This is a genomic window from Acinetobacter sp. ANC_7654, assembly GCF_056779855.1.
In genome coordinates this window covers 207,208-229,398 of sequence record NZ_JBWYIR010000004.1, presented here as the reverse complement: position 1 = coordinate 229,398, position 22,191 = coordinate 207,208, and the positions used below count along the sequence as shown (strand labels likewise).

At 38.7% G+C, this 22,191-nt stretch carries 19 protein-coding genes and 4 tRNA genes; 10 read left to right on the top strand and 13 right to left on the bottom strand.

The genetic code is table 11. The features are described from left to right. Positions 1 to 17: 17 nt before the first annotated feature. Both hda and cxpE read right to left on the bottom strand, forming a co-directional pair. The gene (hda, locus tag AC1M86_RS06980; RefSeq protein ID WP_092766787.1) at positions 18 to 725 is read right to left on the bottom strand and encodes a DnaA regulatory inactivator Hda; all 708 of its coding nucleotides are present in this window, start codon (positions 723 to 725) and stop codon (positions 18 to 20) included. Positions 726 to 740: 15 nt separating this feature from the next. After that, positions 741 to 1,964 carry a chloramphenicol efflux transporter CxpE gene (gene cxpE / locus AC1M86_RS06975; RefSeq protein WP_481591829.1) on the bottom strand — a complete coding sequence of 408 codons (1,224 nt, stop codon included), beginning with the start codon at positions 1,962 to 1,964 and terminating at the stop codon, positions 741 to 743. Positions 1,965 to 2,099: 135 nt separating this feature from the next. Between cxpE and purM the strand changes: the two genes are divergently transcribed. Together purM and purN are read left to right on the top strand one after the other, a co-directional pair. Beyond that, positions 2,100 to 3,170, top strand: a complete 1,071-nt coding sequence (gene purM / locus AC1M86_RS06970; protein ID WP_035266866.1) for a phosphoribosylformylglycinamidine cyclo-ligase — start codon at positions 2,100 to 2,102, stop codon at positions 3,168 to 3,170. 18 nt (positions 3,171 to 3,188) lie between these two features. Next, positions 3,189 to 3,818 (top strand): phosphoribosylglycinamide formyltransferase, encoded by a 630-nt coding sequence (gene purN / locus AC1M86_RS06965; protein WP_481595881.1) that lies wholly within the window; start codon positions 3,189 to 3,191, stop codon positions 3,816 to 3,818. A gap of 15 nt (positions 3,819 to 3,833) precedes the next feature. Here the strand turns inward: purN and AC1M86_RS06960 are convergent, their stop codons facing one another. Together AC1M86_RS06960 and sppA are read right to left on the bottom strand one after the other, a co-directional pair. Continuing rightward, a complete protein-coding gene (locus AC1M86_RS06960; RefSeq protein WP_481607608.1) occupies positions 3,834 to 4,643 on the bottom strand; it encodes an alpha/beta fold hydrolase in 810 nt (269 codons plus the stop codon). Continuing rightward, a complete protein-coding gene (gene sppA / locus AC1M86_RS06955; protein WP_035266860.1) occupies positions 4,640 to 5,653 on the bottom strand; it encodes a signal peptide peptidase SppA in 1,014 nt (337 codons plus the stop codon). The genes AC1M86_RS06960 and sppA overlap by 4 nt, the downstream gene beginning before the upstream one ends. 131 nt (positions 5,654 to 5,784) lie before the next feature. On the opposite strand from sppA, the gene AC1M86_RS06950 reads away from it, so the two are divergent. After that, entirely contained in the window at positions 5,785 to 6,720 is a 936-nt protein-coding gene (locus AC1M86_RS06950) for a lysophospholipid acyltransferase family protein (protein WP_035266859.1), read from the top strand. Here AC1M86_RS06950 and AC1M86_RS06945 read toward each other — a convergent pair. The 3 genes from AC1M86_RS06945 to AC1M86_RS06935 all read right to left on the bottom strand — a co-directional run bounded on the left by AC1M86_RS06945 (position 6,717) and on the right by AC1M86_RS06935 (position 11,194). Continuing rightward, entirely contained in the window at positions 6,717 to 9,206 is a 2,490-nt protein-coding gene (locus AC1M86_RS06945; protein ID WP_481607607.1) for a DNA internalization-related competence protein ComEC/Rec2, read from the bottom strand. The two genes, AC1M86_RS06950 and AC1M86_RS06945, sit on opposite strands and share 4 nt — an antisense overlap. An 82-nt stretch (positions 9,207 to 9,288) precedes the next feature. Continuing rightward, positions 9,289 to 9,966 carry a lipoprotein-releasing ABC transporter ATP-binding protein LolD gene (gene lolD, locus AC1M86_RS06940; RefSeq protein ID WP_035266856.1) on the bottom strand — a complete coding sequence of 226 codons (678 nt, stop codon included), beginning with the start codon at positions 9,964 to 9,966 and terminating at the stop codon, positions 9,289 to 9,291. Beyond that, a complete protein-coding gene (locus AC1M86_RS06935) occupies positions 9,959 to 11,194 on the bottom strand; it encodes a lipoprotein-releasing ABC transporter permease subunit (RefSeq protein ID WP_035266853.1) in 1,236 nt (411 codons plus the stop codon). The genes lolD and AC1M86_RS06935 overlap by 8 nt, the downstream gene beginning before the upstream one ends. Before the next feature lie 23 nt (positions 11,195 to 11,217). Between AC1M86_RS06935 and AC1M86_RS06930 the strand changes: the two genes are divergently transcribed. Further along, complete coding sequence (locus AC1M86_RS06930) at positions 11,218 to 11,793, top strand: PilZ domain-containing protein (RefSeq protein ID WP_035266851.1); 576 nt, start codon at positions 11,218 to 11,220, stop codon at positions 11,791 to 11,793. Positions 11,794 to 11,802: 9 nt separating this feature from the next. On the opposite strand, the gene AC1M86_RS06925 is transcribed toward AC1M86_RS06930, so the two are convergent. Beyond that, positions 11,803 to 12,711: a DMT family transporter gene (locus AC1M86_RS06925; RefSeq protein ID WP_481607606.1), complete on the bottom strand. Its 909-nt coding sequence runs from the start codon at positions 12,709 to 12,711 to the stop codon at positions 11,803 to 11,805. Between the two features lie 23 nt (positions 12,712 to 12,734). Next, a complete protein-coding gene (locus AC1M86_RS06920) occupies positions 12,735 to 13,202 on the bottom strand; it encodes a YaiI/YqxD family protein (RefSeq protein ID WP_035266848.1) in 468 nt (155 codons plus the stop codon). Between the two features lie 269 nt (positions 13,203 to 13,471). On the opposite strand from AC1M86_RS06920, the gene AC1M86_RS06915 reads away from it, so the two are divergent. The 6 genes from AC1M86_RS06915 to AC1M86_RS06890 all read left to right on the top strand — a co-directional run bounded on the left by AC1M86_RS06915 (position 13,472) and on the right by AC1M86_RS06890 (position 17,140). Beyond that, a tRNA-Glu gene (locus AC1M86_RS06915) sits at positions 13,472 to 13,547 on the top strand. Between the two features lie 108 nt (positions 13,548 to 13,655). Beyond that, positions 13,656 to 15,068, top strand: a complete 1,413-nt coding sequence (locus AC1M86_RS06910) for an amino acid permease (protein WP_481607605.1) — start codon at positions 13,656 to 13,658, stop codon at positions 15,066 to 15,068. A gap of 214 nt (positions 15,069 to 15,282) precedes the next feature. After that, positions 15,283 to 15,358: transfer RNA gene (locus tag AC1M86_RS06905), tRNA-Glu, on the top strand. Between the two features lie 24 nt (positions 15,359 to 15,382). Next, positions 15,383 to 15,458 (top strand) — tRNA-Glu (locus AC1M86_RS06900). 45 nt (positions 15,459 to 15,503) lie between these two features. Beyond that, positions 15,504 to 15,579, top strand: a tRNA-Glu gene (locus AC1M86_RS06895). 157 nt (positions 15,580 to 15,736) lie between these two features. Beyond that, on the top strand, positions 15,737 to 17,140 hold the full coding sequence (locus AC1M86_RS06890) for an iron-containing redox enzyme family protein (RefSeq protein ID WP_481607604.1): 1,404 nt from the start codon (positions 15,737 to 15,739) through the stop codon (positions 17,138 to 17,140). A gap of 59 nt (positions 17,141 to 17,199) precedes the next feature. Here the strand turns inward: AC1M86_RS06890 and AC1M86_RS06885 are convergent, their stop codons facing one another. The 4 genes from AC1M86_RS06885 to AC1M86_RS06870 form a co-directional block, all read right to left on the bottom strand. Beyond that, the gene (locus AC1M86_RS06885) at positions 17,200 to 18,444 is read right to left on the bottom strand and encodes an NADH:flavin oxidoreductase/NADH oxidase family protein (RefSeq protein WP_481607603.1); all 1,245 of its coding nucleotides are present in this window, start codon (positions 18,442 to 18,444) and stop codon (positions 17,200 to 17,202) included. Positions 18,445 to 18,546: 102 nt separating this feature from the next. After that, complete coding sequence (locus AC1M86_RS06880; protein WP_481607602.1) at positions 18,547 to 20,124, bottom strand: dipeptide ABC transporter ATP-binding protein; 1,578 nt, start codon at positions 20,122 to 20,124, stop codon at positions 18,547 to 18,549. After that, a complete protein-coding gene (locus AC1M86_RS06875) occupies positions 20,102 to 21,112 on the bottom strand; it encodes an ABC transporter permease (RefSeq protein WP_481607601.1) in 1,011 nt (336 codons plus the stop codon). Before AC1M86_RS06875 ends, AC1M86_RS06880 begins: the two co-directional genes overlap by 23 nt. 3 nt (positions 21,113 to 21,115) lie before the next feature. After that, a complete protein-coding gene (locus tag AC1M86_RS06870; RefSeq protein WP_481607600.1) occupies positions 21,116 to 22,186 on the bottom strand; it encodes a microcin C ABC transporter permease YejB in 1,071 nt (356 codons plus the stop codon). Positions 22,187 to 22,191 lie beyond the last annotated feature (5 nt).

The window sequence follows — 22,191 nt, the reverse complement described above, 5'->3', positions numbered from 1 at the left end:
AACATTTAAAAAAGCATTTAAGCACTATACTGATCGATGAGCGCGTAGATTTGCTTAAGGGTTGCGTTGGATAGCTTAACTTTTTCACCCTGTAGTAACTTTGATAATTGATCAACCGTTTGTAATAAGGTACTGGTCTGTATCGGGCCATTGGTCAGCAGATAATCAATAATTAAAGGATCAAAATGCACACCTTTACGCTCCAACACAGAATGTAATAAGGCATAGCGGTCAGCATAGGATTGACCTGTTGGCACTTTAACACTCACCGCTTGAGTTAATCTCGACTGAAGATCTGGTAATTCAAGTTTCAGTTCAATTGGCGCAGATCTAGATGAAAAGACTAGTTGTCCTCCACCATCATTATTATTATTTATTAAGTGAAATACCGCTTTTTGCCAATGCGGTACACCACTAATCGCTTCAATATCGTCTAGAGCGACCAAATCATAACGATCCAATGAAGTAATCGCCTCAATTGGAGCATCGAGCAATTCTAGCAATGACACTTTAATTGCAGATTTCCCCACATCTAGATATGAGTCACATATTGCAGTTAATAAGTGACTCTTACCTGTGCCCGCACCGCCATAAAGGTAAAATCGATTCATTAATCCAGCATGAAGTTGGCGAACTGCATCAATGACGGGTCCCCAACCTGGGCCGGAAAAATCACTGATCCGTGCATCAAGTTGAGGTTCTATATCAAGTTGCAGTTGCCGCATAAATGCTTGGTCACCTTAAGGTTCTTTATTTTGTTTCTGCACATCGATTTTCTCAGATGTTGCAATATCTTGTTGATTATTGATTGATTGTGGTTTGAGATCAAGCTCAATATCAACCTGATCGGTTTGGATTGTAATTTCACCACCACCATGATCAGCTAAGGCAACAGCTGGCGTACCATAAATTGTACTCCTTTCATAAGTGTCACGTGCATGTCGGAGCAGTACCACGATTACAGCTGCAACAGGTAATGCAATCAACATACCCAAGAAACCAGCCAATTGTGCACCAGCCAATACAGCGAATACGACCGCTACTGGAGAAAGACCAATTTTATCTCCCAATAAGAATGGCTGAAGCACATAACCTTCAACAGCTTGCCCTACCATGAACACCACTGCAACTAAAAGGAGTTGAGTCCAATCCATACCAAATTGGAAAAAAGTTGCGATCACGGCAGCAATAATTCCTACTGCAAATCCTAAATATGGGATGATACTTGCCAAGCCTGCAATCATGCCAATAATCAAACCAACTTCCAGACCAATCAGTTGTAAACCAACGGCATAAACAATCCCCAAAAGGATCATCACGAGGAATTGTCCTTTTACAAATGCGCCTAGTACGCTATGGCATTCACCTACGATTTCAAGCGTTGAAGCTTCATAAGGACGTGGAATGAGTCGACGCAAACTATTGAGCATTCGATCCCAATCTAAGAGGAAATAAAATGCAATAATTGGAATCAGTACAATTGTCCCACCAATCTGAATAAAATTCAGACCAGATTGTGCCAATTTGAGTGCCATCGCTTGGATACTGTCAGCACTATAATTGGTTTGAACATACTCCATAACAGCTGCTGAAATCTGGTCTACATCTAATTCTAGTGGCACTATATTGAAAGTATCTGATAACCACGGTAAGAAGCTATAATTTACCCAATGAACTACTTTCGGGATACTGGATTTAGCATACATTAGCTGTTCCCAAATTAATGGAACCAAATACCACATTGCCCATGTGATCACAACGCCAATACCAATAAATACCAAACTGATAGACAACCAACGAGGTAAACCTATCTTATGCAATCGATCAACCAATGGACTGAAAAGATAAGCTATTAAAAATGCACCAATAAATGGGATTACGACCGGTTTTAATAAGTATAAAATCCAGAGAAATAAAGCTATCCCTGCAAGGATAAAAACACGGCGTAGGGTACGATCTACCATAGAAACTCGCCTTTTTTAAGATTATTCGTTATGTAAAGGAAAATATTTTAGTAAAGATAACATTTTAGTGCATAAATAACATAAGAGTTTCGTATATTCAGGTTATAATCCCCGCGCGAATGCGGAGACTTCAATATGAGCAACTCAACTTCTACCCCAAACACTGGTTTAAGCTACAAAGATGCAGGTGTCGACATTGAGGCGGGCGACGCGTTAGTCGATCGTATCAAATCTGTCGCTAAACGCACGACTCGTCCTGAAGTAATGGGCGGTCTTGGTGGCTTCGGTGCACTTTGTAAAATTCCTAAAGGTTATGAAGAACCTGTTCTCGTATCTGGCACAGACGGTGTTGGTACAAAATTACGTTTAGCATTGAATTTAAACCGTCATGACACAATTGGTCAGGATTTGGTTGCAATGTGTGTGAACGATTTACTTGTCTGTGGTGCTGAACCACTCTTCTTCCTTGATTACTACGCAACTGGTCACCTCAATGTTGATGTCGCAGCAAATGTAGTGACAGGTATCGGTCAAGGTTGTGAACTTGCTGGATGTGCGTTGGTCGGTGGTGAAACTGCTGAAATGCCAGGCATGTATGAAGGTGAAGATTACGATTTAGCTGGTTTCTGTGTAGGTGTTGTAGAACAAAGTAAAATTATTGATGGCTCTAAAGTTAAAGCTGGTGACGTATTAGTTGGTGTTGCTTCAAGCGGCGCACACTCTAATGGCTACTCTCTTCTTCGTAAAATTTTAGATGTAAAAAATGTTGATTTAACTCAAATTGTTGATGGTCGTCCACTTGCTGATGTTGCAATGGAGCCAACTCGTATCTACGTTAAACCTATTTTAGAGCTTCTCAAACAGGTTGATGTTCACGCGATGGCACACATCACAGGTGGCGGTTTACCAGGTAACTTACCTCGCGTATTACCAAATGGTGCCCAAGCTGTAGTAAACGAATCTTCTTGGGAATGGCCTGAGCTGTTCAAACTTCTTCAACGTGAAGGTGGTGTAGAACAATTTGAAATGTACCGCACATTCAACTGTGGCGTAGGTATGGTTCTAGTTGTTGATGCTGCTGAAGCTGATAAAACAGTTGAAATCTTAAATCAACTCGGTGAAAAAGCATGGACAATGGGCCACATTGTTGACAATGCTGAATCTGTCGAAGGTGCAGACGAAAAAATTCGTGTGATCTTCGCTTAATCAATTTATTGTTAAAACATGATTAAAATTGCTGTTTTAGTATCAGGTAACGGATCAAACCTACAAGCATTAATCGATGCAAACCTTTCAGGTCAAATCGTCGGTGTGATCTCGAATAAACCTGCTGCTTACGCACTTGAGCGTGCTGCTCATGCCAACATTGCAACTGCAGTGATTGAACATAAAAACTTCCCAGATCGTGAAGCATTTGATGATGTTATGCACCAGCAACTGCTCGACTGGGAAGCTGATCTTGTGGTTTTAGCGGGGTTTATGCGCATTTTAAGTGCTAAGTTCGTTAAAGCATGGGAGGGTAAAATGATCAATATCCACCCCTCTCTGCTGCCAAATTACAAAGGAATGCATACACATCAACGTGTATTGAATACTGGTGATCTATGGCATGGTTGCACAGTACATTATGTCACTGCAGAACTAGATGCAGGTCAAGCACTTGCTCAAGGCGTACTCAAAGTTTCTCACCATGATAATGTTGCATCTTTAGCAGATCGTGTACATCAACTTGAACATTTAATTTATCCTCAAGTTGTAGAATGGATTTGTAATCAAACCATTCAAGTCACATCCGAAGGCGTGCACTATAAAAATCAAATTTTGAAAGATCCAATACAGTTCTGTCATATTTGATTTAAAAAACGCAGCTTAGGCTGCGTTTTTTAGTGGCGTCAAAATAGTTTTTAAATGCGCAGCTAATTGCTCAGGATGTTCAAGTGGGAACATGTGCCCACCTTCAAAAATACTAAAAGGCACACCAAACTTTTTCCTCACTTTATGAGGGAATTTACGTGCTAAGAATGGACCTTCAGAAGCAACAATTAATTGAGTTGGAACTTTGAGCTTAGGTTGAGGCAGCCACCATAATGAAGGATTGGTTCTAAAAATATCCACTTCAATAGATTTTGGAATCGCCAATTCAACGCCGCCACGCGTTGGATCTTCAACTAATGCAAATTGAATATAGTTATTAAAACATTGCTCATCAAATGCTGCATATAATGCTTTGGGTCGAAGTAATGTTGCAGCCTGCTCACGACTATCCCAGTGATCACGTCGACGTTTAGACAATGCCGCTGGCGACATTTGATCCACTACTTTTAACTTTAAAGACTTTGCAATATGCATAGCAAATGATTCTAGCCCCATAATAAGAGGTGGATCGAGAAGAATAGTTTGACTAAAAAGTTCTGGGCATTTCAACGCAGCTTTGAACGTCAAAACTCCTCCTAAGGAGTGCCCGATACCAATCACTTTACGACCATGGGATTTCTGAACAATATTATCAATCACTTGCTGTGTCATACTTTCCCAGTGTTGATCTACAGGATAACGTTGATCAACACCAAGATTGGTCGTATAAATCACATCGAATTGATCAGACAAAGCATCAAAAAATTTTTGATAAACTTTCGATGGAACCCCGTTGGCATGAGCAAAATGGATCAATGGTTTCATTGGATTCGATTCACCTGCTCAGATTGAATCTGCTTGGAAATTGAAGAAGCAAAACCTTGACCAATTTCACTTCCAAGTCGTCCAAGCACAGAATCAAAGGGGCTGCGTTGAATAGTATAATCTACCGTTTTTTCGACTTTTAATTCACGTTTCAGTGTGTGAATACTGCCAATCCGATCTGCGATACCGAGCTTCACAGCCTGCTCACCAGTCCAAAACAAACCTGAAAATATAGCAGGGTCTTGCGATTTCAATTTATTGCCACGACCTTTTTTGACTGCATCAATAAAATGTTGATGAACATTATCCAATACACCTTGTACGTGTGCACGTTGTGCAGGATCAACTGGTTGTGTCATCGACAATAATGCTTTGTTCTCACCTGAAGTCATGGTGCGATCTTCAACGCCAAGTTTTTGCATCAAACCACTCACTCCATAGTTTGGCATAATGACGCCAATTGAGCCGACTAAACTTGATGGATTAACAATAATTTCATCCGCTGCAGACGCAATGTAATATGCACCTGAAGCACCTGTGTCACCAATTAATGCATAAAGTTTTTTATCTTTATAAACCGACTTTAAATATTGGATCTCTTGCCAAATTTCATCAGACTGAACTGGAGATCCACCCGGAGAGTTAATATTTAAAACAACAGCTTGCGATTGCTTGCTTTCAAATGCTTTTTTCAAACCTTTGATCGTATCTGCACTATTCACACTTTGCTGGTCTGCAGCAATCGTTCCTACAATATCGACTGTAGCAATATGCTGTGATGACACCGCACTATCAGTGGAAGTCGTTGAACAACTTTTCCCCATGACCAAAACTATAAACAACAGATATGCGAAAGTAAGAAATTTAAAAAAGATTCCCCAACGTCTTGCACGTCTCTGTTCTTCTACAGATGCGAGAACAGCTTTTTCTAAAATTTGCCATTCTTTTCCGTTCGGTTGGTTATTTGGTTTTTGATTTTCATTTTGTGGTTCAGGCGGCCAAGCGGACATACATACCATCCAAATTAAATTTAAGCTGACATTATATACAAGGAATGAGGTCAAACTATTTATAAGTCAAGATTTAACATATAATAAACCCAAATCACAATATTCTATGAACTTACCAAATTTTGAATCTAATGCCTGAAACCAAAACATCGACCACAACCCGCCTGTTAAATTTCTTCAGTCGCCGTCCGATTCGTTTTTCTCGTTTTTTTGCAAAAATGCTTGCAGGGCTGATTAATACGCTAAAAATTACAAAAACTACGAATACCATCCGCCTCAATATCGACATTTGCTTACCGCATCTTTCTGATGAAGAAAAACATTTAGTGACTCGTGCAGCGGTAAGAAACGAACTTCAATCTTATATGGAATTTTTTAGTATTTGGGGAAGCTCAAACGAAACCAATATTTCACGAATACGCAATGTCACTGGTGCTGAATATTTTCATGAAGCAATGGCTGAAAAGAAAGGTATTATTTTACTCGCACCACATTTTGGTACATGGGAAGTCATGAATGCGTGGTTCGCACAATATACTAAGATGACCATCATGTATAAACCCATCAAGAATGAAGAAGCAGATCAATTTGTGCGCCAGGCTCGTAGTCGAGAACAAGCAACTTTAGTCCCTACAGATGAGAGTGGTATAAGACAAATTTTTAAAGCCCTTAAATTAGGGGGGACAACTGTGATTCTTCCAGATCACAATCCTAAACACGGTGGTGAAATGATCGATTATTTCGGCATACCACTCGAGTCCAGTAATTTAAGTGCCAAACTCATCCAAAAAACTAAAGCCAAAGGCCTTTTGGTCTATGCAATTCGCAATGAAACTGAAGATTTTGATGTATTTATTGAACCAATGGATGCTTCGATTTATGAAGGCACTCCCGCTGATGGAACGTTAGTAATTCACCGTGCAATAGAAAGCCTGATTCATCGTTATCCTGAACATGCTCATTGGAGCTACAAACGTTTCCGTGCAAATCCTGATCTACATAACATTTATCGTATCCCTGCAGAACAAGCCAGAGCAAAAATAGAACAAGTCAGAAAAGCAAGTTAATCTATGGGGATATTCCGAGTTAACCACGCTTTTTGATCTCGATGATATCGAAATTGTACATCTCCGTTTTTATCGAAGGTCATTCGAATGCTGCCCTTCGATTGGGTATCGAGTAGCGGAATATTAAGCGCTTTTAAACGCTCTTTGACAACAGGATGTGGATGATTATAGCGGTTATCAAAACCAGCCGATGCAATGGCAATTTTAGGTTTGGTATTTTTTAAAAAGTCGTAAGATGAACTATGTCGACTGCCATGGTGTCCTAAGATTAAAATATCTACTTTAAGTTCAGGATACTGCTTTAAAATACTATACTCTGTCTCCCATCCTGCATCTCCCATAATCAGAATATGCTTAAAATCGTTAGCATAGGGTAATGTCAGATATATTACGCAAGAGAGCTCATTACGATTTTGACTGACAAAATTTAATTGTGATTCAGCTGGTGAGAGAAATTGTATATTTATCTTACCCAATTGCACCTGTTGATGCTGTCGACAATAATCAAATTTCACTTGCTGAAACCTATCATCTTTTTCATTTGAGATAACTTGATCAATTTGTATATGTTTTTCGATAGCGCGGTATGCACCAGCATGATCTTGATCAAGATGACTCATAAAAATTTGATCTAATTTTGATATGCCACGTTGAATTAAGAAAGGGACAACTACACTTTCTCCAATACTAAATGTATTCTCATCAAAGCTCCCGCCTGTATCAACTAAAGCATTTTTCCCTGATGACTGTAAGAGTATGGATTGCCCCTGCCCTATGTCTAAAATTTCAATGATATCGTATCCATCATCACGTTTAGGCATCAGCAATGCCACACCTAATACGGGTATCCATAATCGAGGGATTACATTCTTTGGCATAAAGAATATCAATACTGCTAAAGCGAGCAAAAACATTTGTGCTTTCGTTAGCGCCACCCATTTCAATGGATTGTCTAATATTAATCCCAACTTAGTCAGCAGCACCAAAAGCACCGATATCAACATATCAGCCAGATGAAATAAAAATAGACCAACAAAAGGAATAAAGCTGAGACAATAGCCCAGTACTTCTAATGGCACGATCAAGGTCCCAATCATTGGAACAGCAACTAAATTAGCAAATGGTGCAAGTAAAGAAATCTGTTGAAATATCAGTAAAGTGAATGGTAACAGTGCAATAAATATTTTCCATTGGGATTGCAAAAGTATTTTAAGATACATTTTTGCTTTATCTAGAAAATGATATTTGTTGATTAAAGCAGTGTTTTGCTGTTCATGAACGATCGTTTGGTATACACGAATCAAAATCAAACATGCGCCGTACGAAAGCCAAAATGCAGCAGATAAAATACTAAAAGGGTCTAAATAGAGCATTAAGCTCGCACTGATAAGTAATAGCACAAAAGGCTTAATCTTAAATTTAAATAAAATAGCGATACTAATTAGACAAACTGACAATGTAGTTCTTAGTGCAGGAATTTCGAGCCCTGAAAAAAAACTATAAATAATTACCCCACATACGAAAGGGATTAAAAGTAAATATGTTTTGGGAACTTTTAGAAAAATATGAGGACGAAAAATTGATACAAGATGCCCCATGAACCACGATAATAAACCAGCAAAAATTAGAACATGTGGACCTGAAATAGCCAATAAATGCGTAATGCCTAGTTTTTTAAATAATTCTTCTTGTTGCTCCGTCAGTAGACTCTTATCACCTGTGAGTAACGCGACTAGCAAACCCTTATTCCTGAATACTCCCTGTTCGATATCATCCCTAAAAGCTAAACGTGCTTTTTCAATGCTCAGGCTCAATCGTGCGATAAGGCTCCGATGCACATCGGTTGAAGATAAATAACCTTCAGAATATAACACCGCTTCACTTACAGGTACGATCCAATCTACACGCATTGTTCCAGCTATATTTTGCTGCAACAACCATTTCTCATGATCAAATACCCCATCTACTGCATAACTATGTGCGGGTCTTAATTTTCCCGTAACTTTATAATAGCGCCCTAGTTCTAATGTCGTATCAAGTTTTGACTCTCGCAAATATAATAATAGCGTTTGAGATTGTCCTTGCTTCTTGTCGATCACTTGCGCACGCTGCTGTATTGATCGACCTTCCTGATCCATTTTCAGCTGATTAATTTTATTGATATAGACAACTATTTCTTTTTCTTCAATATATTGAACACGTTTCTCTAAACGATCGTGTAAGGCTGTTTTTGCATGTTGATGCCCCAAAACAAATGTGATCAGACAAATTCCCGTTAGCACAAGCATTCTTGATGATGACTGGACAATACTTGAGGTGTGAGGATAAATGAATCGATCAGGTTGCCTCATTAATTGTACAAAGTAACCCATGATCAAAATGATACTTGCCATACCCAGCAAGAGAGTTGAATATTCAACTTCACCCTGAAAGCTGATCGTAGCAACACCAATGATCCAAAAGATGAGAATAAATATTAAAAACATCTAACTTTTATGTTTATTTTTCTTAAATAGATTAAAGCCCACCTAAGTGGGCTTTAACAAGACTGTTAATCGGATTTTTAGGCTATACCCACAATCCATCTTGCATATGCAAAATCTTATCAGCAGTTTGTGCGAGCTGCTCATCATGGGTCACGATGAGCATTGCCATATTAAATTCTTTACGCAGATCGGAAAGCAATTCAAAAATTGTGACGGCAGTCTTACGATCTAAATTTCCAGTAGGCTCATCTGCCATCATCAATTTAGGTTGAGCCACTAAAGCCCGTGCAAGCGCAACGCGTTGTCGCTCACCGCCAGATAACTCACCTGGTTTATGCGTTAAACGATGTGATAAACCCACTTTATTCAACAAATATTCTGCACGTTCTTTTACTTCTTTAAAATTTGCATCTTTACGTAACATCAGCGGCATTGATACATTTTCTAAAGCCGTAAACTCAGGAAGTAAATGGTGAAATTGATACACAAATCCGAGGTGTTCATTACGTAGGAAACCGCGTTCAGCTTCGCCTAAAGTGTCAAAACGCTGACCATTAAGCATCACTACACCTTCGGACGGACGATCAAGCCCCCCTAATACATGTAACAGCGTACTCTTACCCGAACCACTTGATCCAACAATTGAAACAAATTGTCCTTGCTCAACAACTAAATCCAATCCCTTAATCACTTCAACAGTTGATTTACCATCTGTAAAATGTTTATGAATATTTTTGGCTTCTAAGACAATATTACTCATAGCGTAAAGCCTCTGCTGGTTGAACTTTGGCAGCACGCAGCGCTGGATAAATTGTTGCAAGGAAACTTAGCGCTAGTGATAAGCTAACAATCACCACCACATCTTGCCAACGTAGATACGATGGTAAATAGTTAATGAAATATGCATCGAACAAATTTAGTCCAAAAGCAGTGTTCAACCAGCCAATAAATCCACTGATGCTCGTTGCAAAGATGATACCTAGTGCTGCTCCTGCCAGTGTTCCTACAACACCAATCACCGTACCCTGTACCATAAAAATCTTAGTGATCGTTGCTGGTGAAGCACCTAAGGTTCTTAAAATAGCAATGTCGGATTTTTTATCAGTAACCACCATCACCAATGAAGATACAATATTAAATGCTGCAACCAAGACAATCAGGAAAAGTAAAAGGCTGACCATTGCTTTTTCCATCTGAATGGCACTAAAGAGATTGCCGTGCGTATAAGTCCAATTTGATGGATAGAAATTGCCTGGTAAATCCATAACAACTTCTTCAGCGACTTGTGGTGCTTTGAAGATATCATCTAGCTTCATACGGATACCTTGTGCACCATCCGGCAGTCTCAACAGTGTCGAAGCATCATTTAGCGCGATGTAACCCATCATCGAGTCCACTTCCGCACCAATACTAAAAATACCGACAATTTTAAAACGTTTAAATCGTGGAACAACGCCAGCGGGTGATGGTGTCGCTTCAGGTAATACCAATGTTACATTGTCATTGAGACTTAAACCTAAAGCATCCGTCATCTGCTTGCCCAAAACAATCCCGAACTCACCTTTCTTTAATGAGTTGATGTCGCCTTGAACCATATGATTTTGAATAATAGATACATTTTTTTCATAGTCAGGCTCAATACCCGTGACCATTATCCCTGCAACCTGTCCTTGGGCTGTTAACATCCCCTGCAACTGTGTAAAAGGTGCAACACCCGTCACATGTTCATGTTGGTCTATTTTCTTTGCAAGCTCAGGCCAGTCTGTTAGAATTTGTGTAGAGGAAACAGTCGCTTGAGGTACCATTCCCAAGACACGGTTTTTTAATTCACGATCGAAACCGTTCATTACAGATAACACAGTAATGAGAACAGCGACGCCCAAAGTCAGACCGATCATGGAAACTAAAGCAATAAAAGAAATAAAGTGATTACTTCGCCGTGCGCGAGTGTATCTCAACCCTATATACAGCGAGATCGGTTTAAACATACCATCTAGTCCGAGGTGTTTTAATGGAAAATCTTCAGCATCAAAGTGGCAATATTGAAAGACGCGTCATGTCACGTATTGATGCTGCCTTAAGAATAAATTATCAGATCATCACTAAAGATGTCGCTTTGAATGATCCCTATGATTCAAATTTTGTACTACCGCGCTATTTTCTCTTACTTGCAGAATTAGATCAATTTGATCATGCGCTTATGTACGAATTAGAACAATTAAATCAAAAAGATCAACAAATTGCTCGGATATTATCCTTATTTAATCAAAAATTAAACCTGATTACGGGCTCACTTTACGACTCTATTGTACAAACCATGTTACCAGTACCTACTCAAGTCAATTTGTCTGAAACAGGTTTTAGTTTTTATGCTGAGCAACATATCCCTGAACAAACCTATATACACATCACATTGAGTCACCCTGAAAATGATTTTCATATCGCTGCAACTGCACAAGTTGTCTACAGCAATCAAGAAGAAAATGGGCTGTTTAGAACCGGTGCATATTTTCTAACGTTACATCCCCAAGACAAAGTAAAGTTGACAGAAGCCTTGAAGCATTTAAAAAACTCACAGAATCGCTGAGCATCCAACTTAAGGCTTTAATACTTTTTGTTTAAATTTCTGATTCGCTTCTATATCCCGATAAAAATACATAAACAATCCCAGAAGTAGGATCATTGCTCCCAGTATCATACCTAGCGTTAACTTCTCATGATTAAACGCGGCACCTATACCAAGCGCTAAAACTGGAGTCATTACATTTGTAAGGGACAATGTGGTGGGTTGGATTTTTTTGACCAAATAGAAATAACAAAACATAGCAACTAATGAAGCCATAACAACAGAATATATGATCGCAAGTAATGACTTCATTGAAGGTAATTCAGTAGGTAAATATTTCCATATAAATGGCACAATTAGACATGCAACGATGGTAGAAACCAGTATTGAACCTGTCGCCTGTGCCATCGGTGCTACATCAGCATTTATTTTTTTTACCCAAAAAATTGACATTGCGTATGAAAAAACGCTGAGCAACATTAAACCAATTCCAATGGGATGGATATGTTGTGATGATCCAGTAAAACTGATCACTACAAGCCCAGTAATCGCGACGATCATTCCTAACCATTGCAGCTTATGCAAATCTTGTTGAAAGATAAATTTTCCAATAAGCCCTGCCATAATTGGTGCTAATCCAAACATCAGTGCAATCATGCCAGAACTTAGATAATCAGTAGCTACATAAGTAAAAAATTGTGAACCAATCAAGCTAAATGAACCAGCAAAATAACTATGCAATGCAATTGAATTTAAAGGAAATTTTACCTTTAAAACAATGAGAAGCAATGCCGCGATAGGCAGTGCCAAGCCTAATCGAATCACCAATGCCCACATTAAATAAATATCTTCTACACTCCACACAATCGCAAGTGGAGTTGTTGCCCAGATGATGACCAATAAGGCATAAATGAGCATAAGTTTAGATTTTTCTGGCATGTGAACTCGATTGATAAGATAAATCAGGCAGTTTTTCTTTTTTGTTTTTGAATCGTTTGATCCAAAGCACTTGAAAATTCACGCTTATCTCTTTCTGAAATTGGCGGTGGTCCACCGGTTTGAACTCCAGCCCCTCTCAAAGTTTCCATAAAATCACGCAAATGTAATCGTGCCTTAATATTAGCTTCTGTCCAAATTTCACCACGTGGATGAATTGCAACGCCACCCTTTTCGATGACTTGAGCTGCTAGAGGAATATCCTGCGTCATGACAATATCATGTTCTTTCATACGTTCGATAATTTCTTTATCAGCTTGATCTGCTCCACTCATCACCTGTATTGAATTAATACGAACAGAAGGAGTTATTCCTACATTTTGATTGGCGACAAAAGTTACTTCAAGTTGATAACGATCAGAAGCTCTTAAAATGACTTCACGCAAAATTTTAGGTAATGCATCAGCATCGACCCAGAGTTTAAATGGCAACACGCCTCTTTCCTTCGTTGTCTTACCACGTCATCTTATCAAATTTTACAGATGGCTGGTTTGATATGATGAATATAAAGCGGATCGTTTTTTATAGTGAGGACCTTCTCTCCATGTTATTTAAATACATGAAAAATCTTATTGTTGTCAGTTTAATCAAAATTAAAACTAATTGATTGTTTTTGCTTAATGTATGAACGATTAAAACTTTTTTTGATACGAAGCTTTTGACAATTGAAATGTCTATCCTTAATATACAAGCACCTCGCAACGTCCCTATCGTCTAGAGGCCTAGGACATCGCCCTTTCACGGCGGTAACCGGGGTTCGAATCCCCGTAGGGACGCCATTATCGTTTCATACGATCACTCAATATTCAAAATTACTATTATTTCATTGAAGAATTGTAGTTTTTCACTACAATAACTCGCTTCATTTGTTTCGAATTTTCAATCCTATGCACTCATCTCCGAATGATGCTTCGCATCAGGGCAATTCTGCGCCTTTACAACGCGCTATGAGTACTCGACATCTGGTTATGATTTCGCTTGGCGGCGCAATCGGTACTGGACTTTTCTTAGGTTCGGGTGAAGTCATTGCACAAACGGGGCCTGTAGGTGCCATTATTTCTTATATCCTTGGCGGGATTATCGCCTACATGGTTATGCTGTGTTTAGGTGAGCTTGCCGTTCATATGCCTGAGTCTGGTTCGTTTGGTGCTTATGCCAAAAGATATATTGGACCAGGAACAGGCTATACCATCACTTGGTTATATTGGTTAACTTGGTCGGTTACTTTAGGAACTGAGTTTACAGCCGCCGCCCTCCTCATGCAGGAATGGTTCCCAGATAGTTCCATGTGGATGTGGACTATAGTCTTTGGTGTATTCGTATTTGTTTTAAATATGATTTCCACAAAATGGTTCGCAGAATCTGAATTTTGGCTGGCATTAGTTAAAGTTATTACTGTTGTTGCATTTATTCTCTTAGGCCTACTCGCAATTTTTGGCGTAATTGGCTATCAAGGTTACGAAACGGCGCCTTTATTTAGCAATTTAACGGCTCAAGGTTGGTTCCCTGAAGGTCTATTCCCAATTTTTGCTACGATGCTTATCGTAAACTTCGCATTCTCTGGAACAGAATTAATTGGGGTTGCTGCTGGTGAAACTAAAGACCCAGCTAAAAATGTTCCTAAAGCGATTAATACAGCGATTTTTCGTCTGTTGATTTTCTTCGTAGGTACAATCATTGTAGTAACGTCACTTCTTCCACATCAAGAAGCTGGCTTAGCTGCTGAAGGTGTGAGTAGCTCTCCATTTGTGACTGTTTTCCAGCATATTGGTATTCCCTATGCAGAAGATATCATCCGTTTTGTAATTATTACCGCTTTATTATCAGCTGCTAACTCTGGTTTGTTTGCTGCGTCACGCATGATGTGGTCTTTATCTTACAAAAAGCAGCTCCCTGTAGTATTTTCTAGAGTGAATGCACGTGGTATCCCTTATGTTGCAGTGATCGTGACAATGATCGGTGGGTTACCAGGCTTATTGTCAGAACAATTCGCACCTGAGACTATTTTTACCAATTTATTAGGTATTGCTGCTTTCACAATGGTCGTTGTGTGGATGAGTATTTGTTTAAGCCAATTTAATTTCAGACGCGATTGGTATAAGCAAGGGCGCAAAAAAGAAGAGCTGGGCTTTGCTGCTCCATTATTTCCAATTGTCCCAATCTTAGGTTTTGTGTTCTGTTTTATCACATGCTTAAGTATGGTATTTGATCCAAGTATGCGTATTAGCTTTTTCGGGTGTTTAGCGTTCATTGCTGTATGCTATGCCAGTTATTACCTGTTTTATCACGATAAATCTTGATTTTGAAATAGCGACTTCGGTCGCTATTTTTTTGCTTAGACAGTTCCTATTTTCCCAATGCTTTTCTAATATTTCTTGGAGATTTGATCTAAATTTAGCCTTTAAATTCAATATTGTTTTATTTTCATACGAACACACCATTTTTTTAATTTTTTTGCTGAAATGCGTTTGACACCCCCCTATTTTCACCCTATTATACGCCCACCTCTGAAACGTCCCTATCGTCTAGAGGCCTAGGACATCGCCCTTTCACGGCGGTAACCGGGGTTCGAATCCCCGTAGGGACGCCAATTTTCAGAAGTAGATTTTATTAAGTCCCTATCGTCTAGAGGCCTAGGACATCGCCCTTTCACGGCGGTAACCGGGGTTCGAATCCCCGTAGGGACGCCATTAATTTCAATTGAAATAACATGGTTTAAAATATATTTCTGCACTGTCCCTATCGTCTAGAGGCCTAGGACATCGCCCTTTCACGGCGGTAACCGGGGTTCGAATCCCCGTAGGGACGCCATATTCGAGATGATACATCTCATAAAAAAGCCCAAGCATTTAAGACTTGGGCTTTTTTTTATAACTTAGTCACCCTAAAAATCGAACACAAAATAAACAACATTATCATCTTTGCAGGTTATGGTGGTTTAAACCCTTAATAACGCTTGGAGAAGATGATGTTGGACAACACCGTACTTAATCCCCTAGCATCCCCATCACAATTAAATACAATTAGTCCTAAAACAAATAAAGACTGGGTTGAGTTTTTTTTAGACCCTAAAGTGAATCGTGAATGTAAAACAGAATATGCTGAAACCTATGTTCTTTCACTATTCGATCAACTCAATACGACTCATTTATCGTGGATTGATCAGGTAGACCAAGTTAGGCAACATATACAACACGAACATGATCAAACTTGTTCTAAATTTCAAAGTTATCTAGATCAACGAAAATCAGGCCTTGGGCGTGACTACTTTCCAACCATCTCTCATGCTTTAGAATTTTTATATAAAGTTGCTCCAGTTAAATATGTAGATGGCTCCTGGCTATATTCATCTCTTACGCACCCCTCTCTGTTTGAAAGCAAAGATCTAAGCTATATCTACTTAGAGGAACTTGGCTTGGGAGATGCTAAAGCAAATCATGTTTGCATGTATCAAAGCTTACTGCGACATTTCGAGCTTGAACCGTACATTAATTATTTAGATGATATTTATTTTGAACAAGCCGCTGTTCAACTTGCTCTCGCATATATACCACATGATTTATTTCCAATAGTAATTGGATTTAACTTGGGTTATGAACAATTACCACTACACCTGTTAATCACCAATTATGAGTTAGCAGAACTTGGAATTGATCCTCATTATTTTAATGTTCATATTACAATTGATAATGCACACAATGGACATGCTGAAAAATCAATACAGGCATTTATTGATCATTATCATCAAGCTCAAGATAAATCAAAATATCTTGAATTGGTTAAAATGGGTTTCCAAATGAATGATCTTGGCTTGAGCTCAACAAATATCATCCAAGAAATTGATCTGACTAAAAGCGTTTATCAACTTCTGCAAAGAAAAGCAGTTGTCGGTCAACATATCCATAACCAAAAATGTCAATTCAGTGGCAAGTCTATTAATGAGTGGCTCGCTCAACCTCAATTAATATCTGAATTTGTTCAAATCTTAATTGATAAACAATGGATTATTAAAAACAGGCCTGTCGAAGAAAGTCGTTTTTGGAAACTTATTCACGATAGTGATGGCAAAATGTTTGGTGTGTTTAATGCAACTGAGAAAATGCTGATCAAAGACTGGATTCAAGGGGAATCATTAACTGTTCGTTTAAAAAGAATGCCTGTAACAGGAGATCAAAACTGGCTATCAAAATACAATAATCAACATGAACTTGAACAGATCAAACATCAATGTCATTCATTAGATGATACAAACGATAAACTAGCATTGTTAATTCCATATCTATCACCTTACTATCATCCACGAGCGATCGGATTATGGGCAACCCAAGAAGTCTCTAAGTTACTTTTCCCTTTTCAAACACTTGCGCTTTAGTTTTAACTCGCCGCATAAAATAAGGAGCCATAAAGGCTCCTTATATATATAGATTCACACTATGCAGATTTTCTTGAATTAACTTTACCTTGAATGATAGCCTTCACATTTCCTTTTGCATAATTCAGAAAAACTTTTAAAGGTGAAAGTTTTGGATTAGGTTGATTACCCTCACCAATCGCTTTGAATTGTGCCGCATACCAAATAATTTCCATAATTGCCATTTTATCAATAAATGGAATCCCTGTTTTAATTGGTTTTACTGCATATCTAACATCGTGTCCTGCAATCAAACGATCAGTTAAATCCGTTTCTACAGCGAGCGGGCGTGCAATTCCAATAAAGTCACATGCACCACTTTCTAAAGCATCATTCATCCCTTTAACGGTTCTGAATCCACCTGTAACCATCAGTTTGCATTTTACTTCTTGACGTATTTTCTCTGCGAAATCTAAAAAGTAAGCCTCACGTGCAATGGTACTTGCTTTACGCTGTTCAGCTTTAGCACCTGCCATTGCGGGCGCTTCATACGTACCGCCTGAAATTTCAATTAAATCGATTCCTTCATCATCAATAGCTTTAAATACTTGAATCACTTCTTCTTCAGTAATTCCACCACGTTGAAAATCTGCGGAATTCAATTTCACTGAAACGATAAAATTATCAGATGTTGCAGCTCGAACAGCTTTATAAATTTCTAATAAAAAACGCATACGATTTTCGATGCTGCCACCCCATTGATCATTACGTTTATTGGTCAGTGGCGATAGAAATTCACTGATTAAATATCCATGAGCACCGTGTAATTGAACACCTTCAAAGCCCGCTTTTTCGCAAATCGCCGCAGAGGTTGCAAATCGTTGGATTAGATCTAGGATTTCCTCATGCTCGAGAGCCCGTGGTGTAGCAAAGGTAGTTGCCAACATAGCACTAAATGGCACAGCAGATGGTGCAACAGTCTCTTTATTTAAGCCTTTAGGACACTGTCTGCCCGGATGAGACAATTGAACAAGCTGTACCATTCCATAACGTTTACCTAGGTCAGCCCAAGCCTTTAATTTAGGTAAATCTCGCTCATTTTCGACCACAACGACACCAGGCTCATTTTTCGCACGCAGATCAACCATCACATTTCCTGTGATTGAACACCCTAAACCACCTTTTGCCCAAGACTCATACAAGCCTGTGTGCAAATAATTTGGTTCACCAGCAGCATTCGCTAGAGCTTCACTCATTGCGCCTTTAATAATGCGATTTTTGAAAGTTGTATTGCGAATTTGAATCGGCTCAGCAATTTTACTCATCTTGAAGTTCTCAATTTTGTGCTTATCTAAACCTAAAACCAATTAGGCGTGACTTCCCTGAATTCCAGTCTAAAATTGACAATCCTCCTTGTCAAATAACTTTTATAAACTACTTTGTATAAGATGTTGCGTATAAGCATGAATCGGTGCACTGAATAAACATTCTGTCTCTTGAATTTCTACAACTTTTGCATCTCTCATCACCATAACTCGATGGCATAACGCTTTCACAATTTTCAGATCATGACTAATAAAAATGTAACTGATCCCTGTTCTCTGCTGTATATCTTGAAGTAAGTTCACCAATTTTATTTGTGTATTACGATCTAATGCAGATGTTGGCTCATCCAGAATGAGTAATTGAGGTTTCAGAATAAGTGCTCTGGCCAGCGATACTCTTTGTCGCTGTCCACCCGACATTTGATGAGGATAACGATGAAGAAATTCTTTTGTGAGATTAACCTCTTCAAGGGCTTGGATCGCGAGTTTTAATTTTTCACTCTTTCTCAATTTTTTTAATCTTAACCCTTCAGTTAATAATGACAAAACATTCATTCTTGGGTTGAGACTCGAAAAAGGATCTTGAAAAACGATTTGAAAATCTTTTCGATGCGCTCTAAGTTGCTTGTCAGACAACTGATTGAGATTGATACGATTTAATTCAATGGTACCTGTTGACTCTATGAGTCGTGCAAGCGCGAGTGCAGCACTGGTCTTTCCAGATCCACTTTCACCTACAATACCAAGCGACTCTCCTTGTTTAAGCTGAAAACATAAATCTTCCACCGCTATAAATTGAGTTTTAAAAACATTCACAAAATTCAGCTTAGGTGGATACTGCACTCGAAGATGTTCAGTATTTAAAAGTTCTTTCGCCTGTTCACTGATAGGTGAAATCGAATCAAACTGCTGATTAAGGAGCAGTCGAGTATATTCATGGCGAGGCTGCAGGAATATTTGAGAGACATCACCCTGTTCAACTGTGACACCTTTAGACAAAACCAATACTTGATCAGCATATTGTTGCACCAACCTTAAATCATGACTAACCAAAACTAAGGCCATATTTTTTTGATGCGCTTGGTCTTTAATTAAATTTAAAATTTGCTTCTGTAGTGATACATCAAGGGCTGTTGTTGGTTCATCTGCAATTAAAATTTGAGGTTCCGAAATCAGAGCTGTTGCGATCATCACCCTTTGACGCTGTCCACCAGACAACTGATGTGGATATCGCTTGAGGATGTCTGATGAACTCCCCAACCCTACATCACAAAGCACTTCTTCTATTTTTTTTCGAATGGTTTTTTTCTTAAGCCCCATCAGCCATAAAGGTTCTGAAATAATTTTTTCAATTGTATGTAATGGATTTAGTGCCGTCATTGGCTCTTGAAATATCATCGCGATCTTATTGCCACGTATTAAGCGCAACTGATCTTCGTGTTTTAGACGCAGATCTTCATTTTGAAATATGATTTCACCACTTAAGTCTAGAGCGCGATCTTGAAGACCTAGAAGACTTAGACAAACTAGAGATTTTCCTGAACCACTTTCACCAACAATGGCTACTGTCTCACCCGCATTTAGCTTAAAAGACAAATCAGTTAAGATTTTTTTTTCATTCAACTGAATATTGAGCTTGTTGACTTCAAGTATTGGTTTAGCCTCTTGGATCAAATGCATCTCGAGCTGCCTCCCCAATATAAATAAGAATAGATAACACAACTGCTAGACTAAAAAATCCAGATAAAACCAGCCACGGTGCTGATAGATTATTCTTACCCTGCAGTAAAATTTCACCAATTGAGGCTGTATCAGGTGGCAAACCATAACCCAGAAAATCCAAAGCTGTAAGTGCGGTAATATTAGCGGTAAGAATGAAAGGAAGCTGTGAGAGTGACGAACTTATAGCATTGGGTAAAATATGTTTGATAATAATTTGACTATCTGTAGCACCGAGTGATCTCGCAGCTCGCACATAGTCCAAATTTCTGGCTTTCAGAAACTCTGCACGAACAAGACCAACTAACGCAGTCCAACCAAACATCAGCATAATTAAAAACAGCCAATATACGCTTGGTGTAAACATGCTCACTAAGATCATCACAATAAATAACATTGGTAGACCACCCCACACCTCTAACAGCCTTTGACCGATCAGATCCAACCAACCGCCAAAGTAGCCTTGGACAGCACCAATGGTAATTCCTATGAATGCAGATCCAATAGTAAGTGCAATGCCGAACAGCAAAGAGATACGAATACCATATATTAATCTTGCCAAGACATCACGACCTTGATCATCTGTGCCTAACCAATTCACGGAGGTCGGTGGAGATGGTACAGCTTCTGCCAATTCATAATTAGGTGTTTGATATGAAAATGGGATGATAGGCCAAATCTGCCATCCATGCTCATTAATCAATTCTTGAACAGCTGGATCTTTATAATCAGACTCAGTCTCAAAGACACCACCGAATGTTGTTTCAGGATAAGGCTTAAAAATTGGGAAATAAATTTCTTCTTTATAATAAATAAGTATTGGTTTTTCGTTGGCAATAAACTCTGCCCCCAAGGATAAAATAAAGATCGCGATAAATAAAATGAAGCTGAAGAATCCGAGTCGATGTGACTTAAATTTTGAAATTCGTTGATCGAAATGTGGAGACATTTTTTATGCTCCTTGACGATCAAAATTGATTCTTGGATCAATCAATTGATATAGAACATCACTGAGTAATCTCAAAATTAGACCGACCAACGTAAAGATAAACAATGTTCCAAAAATTACAGGATAATCACGCTGCTGAATTGCCTCAAATCCGAGCAATCCCAAACCATCAAGATTAAATATAATTTCTACAAATAGATTGCCAACAAAAAAAATTCCGATCAGTGCTTCAGGTAATCCTGCTATAACGATCAACATGGCGTTACGGAAAACATGATTGTATAAAACGCGTTGCTCGGTCAAACCTTTAGCACGAGCTGCCGTCACATATTGTTTATTTAATTCTTCCATAAAAGAGTATTTTGTTAGATATGTGAGGGTCGCAAATCCACCTAATATAATAGTAAGGACAGGCAATGTAAGATGCCAAAAATAATCTCTAACTTTATCAATAAAACTGAGTTCTGCAAAATTCTCAGAGACCAATCCTTGTAATGGGAACCATTGTAAATACGATCCCCCCGAAAAAATCATAATAAGTAGAATAGCAAATACAAAAGTTGGCACTGCATAACCTACCGCCAATATTAAGGAGGTCGTTTGATCAAACAGACTGCCATGTCTTTTCGCTTTGCAGATCCCTAGAGGAATGGCGATACTGTAGATCAGTAAGGTACTCCATAATCCAAGGGAGATCGTGACTGGCATTTTTTCCAAAATTAATGTTGTTACTGATTTATTTTTAAAAAAGCTCGTTCCAAAATCCAGTTGAAAATATCCTTTGAGCATTTGAAAAAAGCGCTCATGCACAGGGCGGTCAAATCCATATTGCGCTTTGATCTGCTCGACCATTTCAGGACTGAGTCCTCGCGTACCCTGATAATGACTCTGAAACTCATTAATTTGAGATGCCGAACCAGACACAACACCAATGCCTTGAAACTGCTCAGCTCTCTGTATTGCCTGTTCAACAGGTCCACCAGGAGCAATTTGAACGACGGCGAAATTGATGAGTAATATCAAAAATAAGGTGGGAATGATCAGCAAAAGTCGTTTAAGTATATAAAGCCCCATAAATT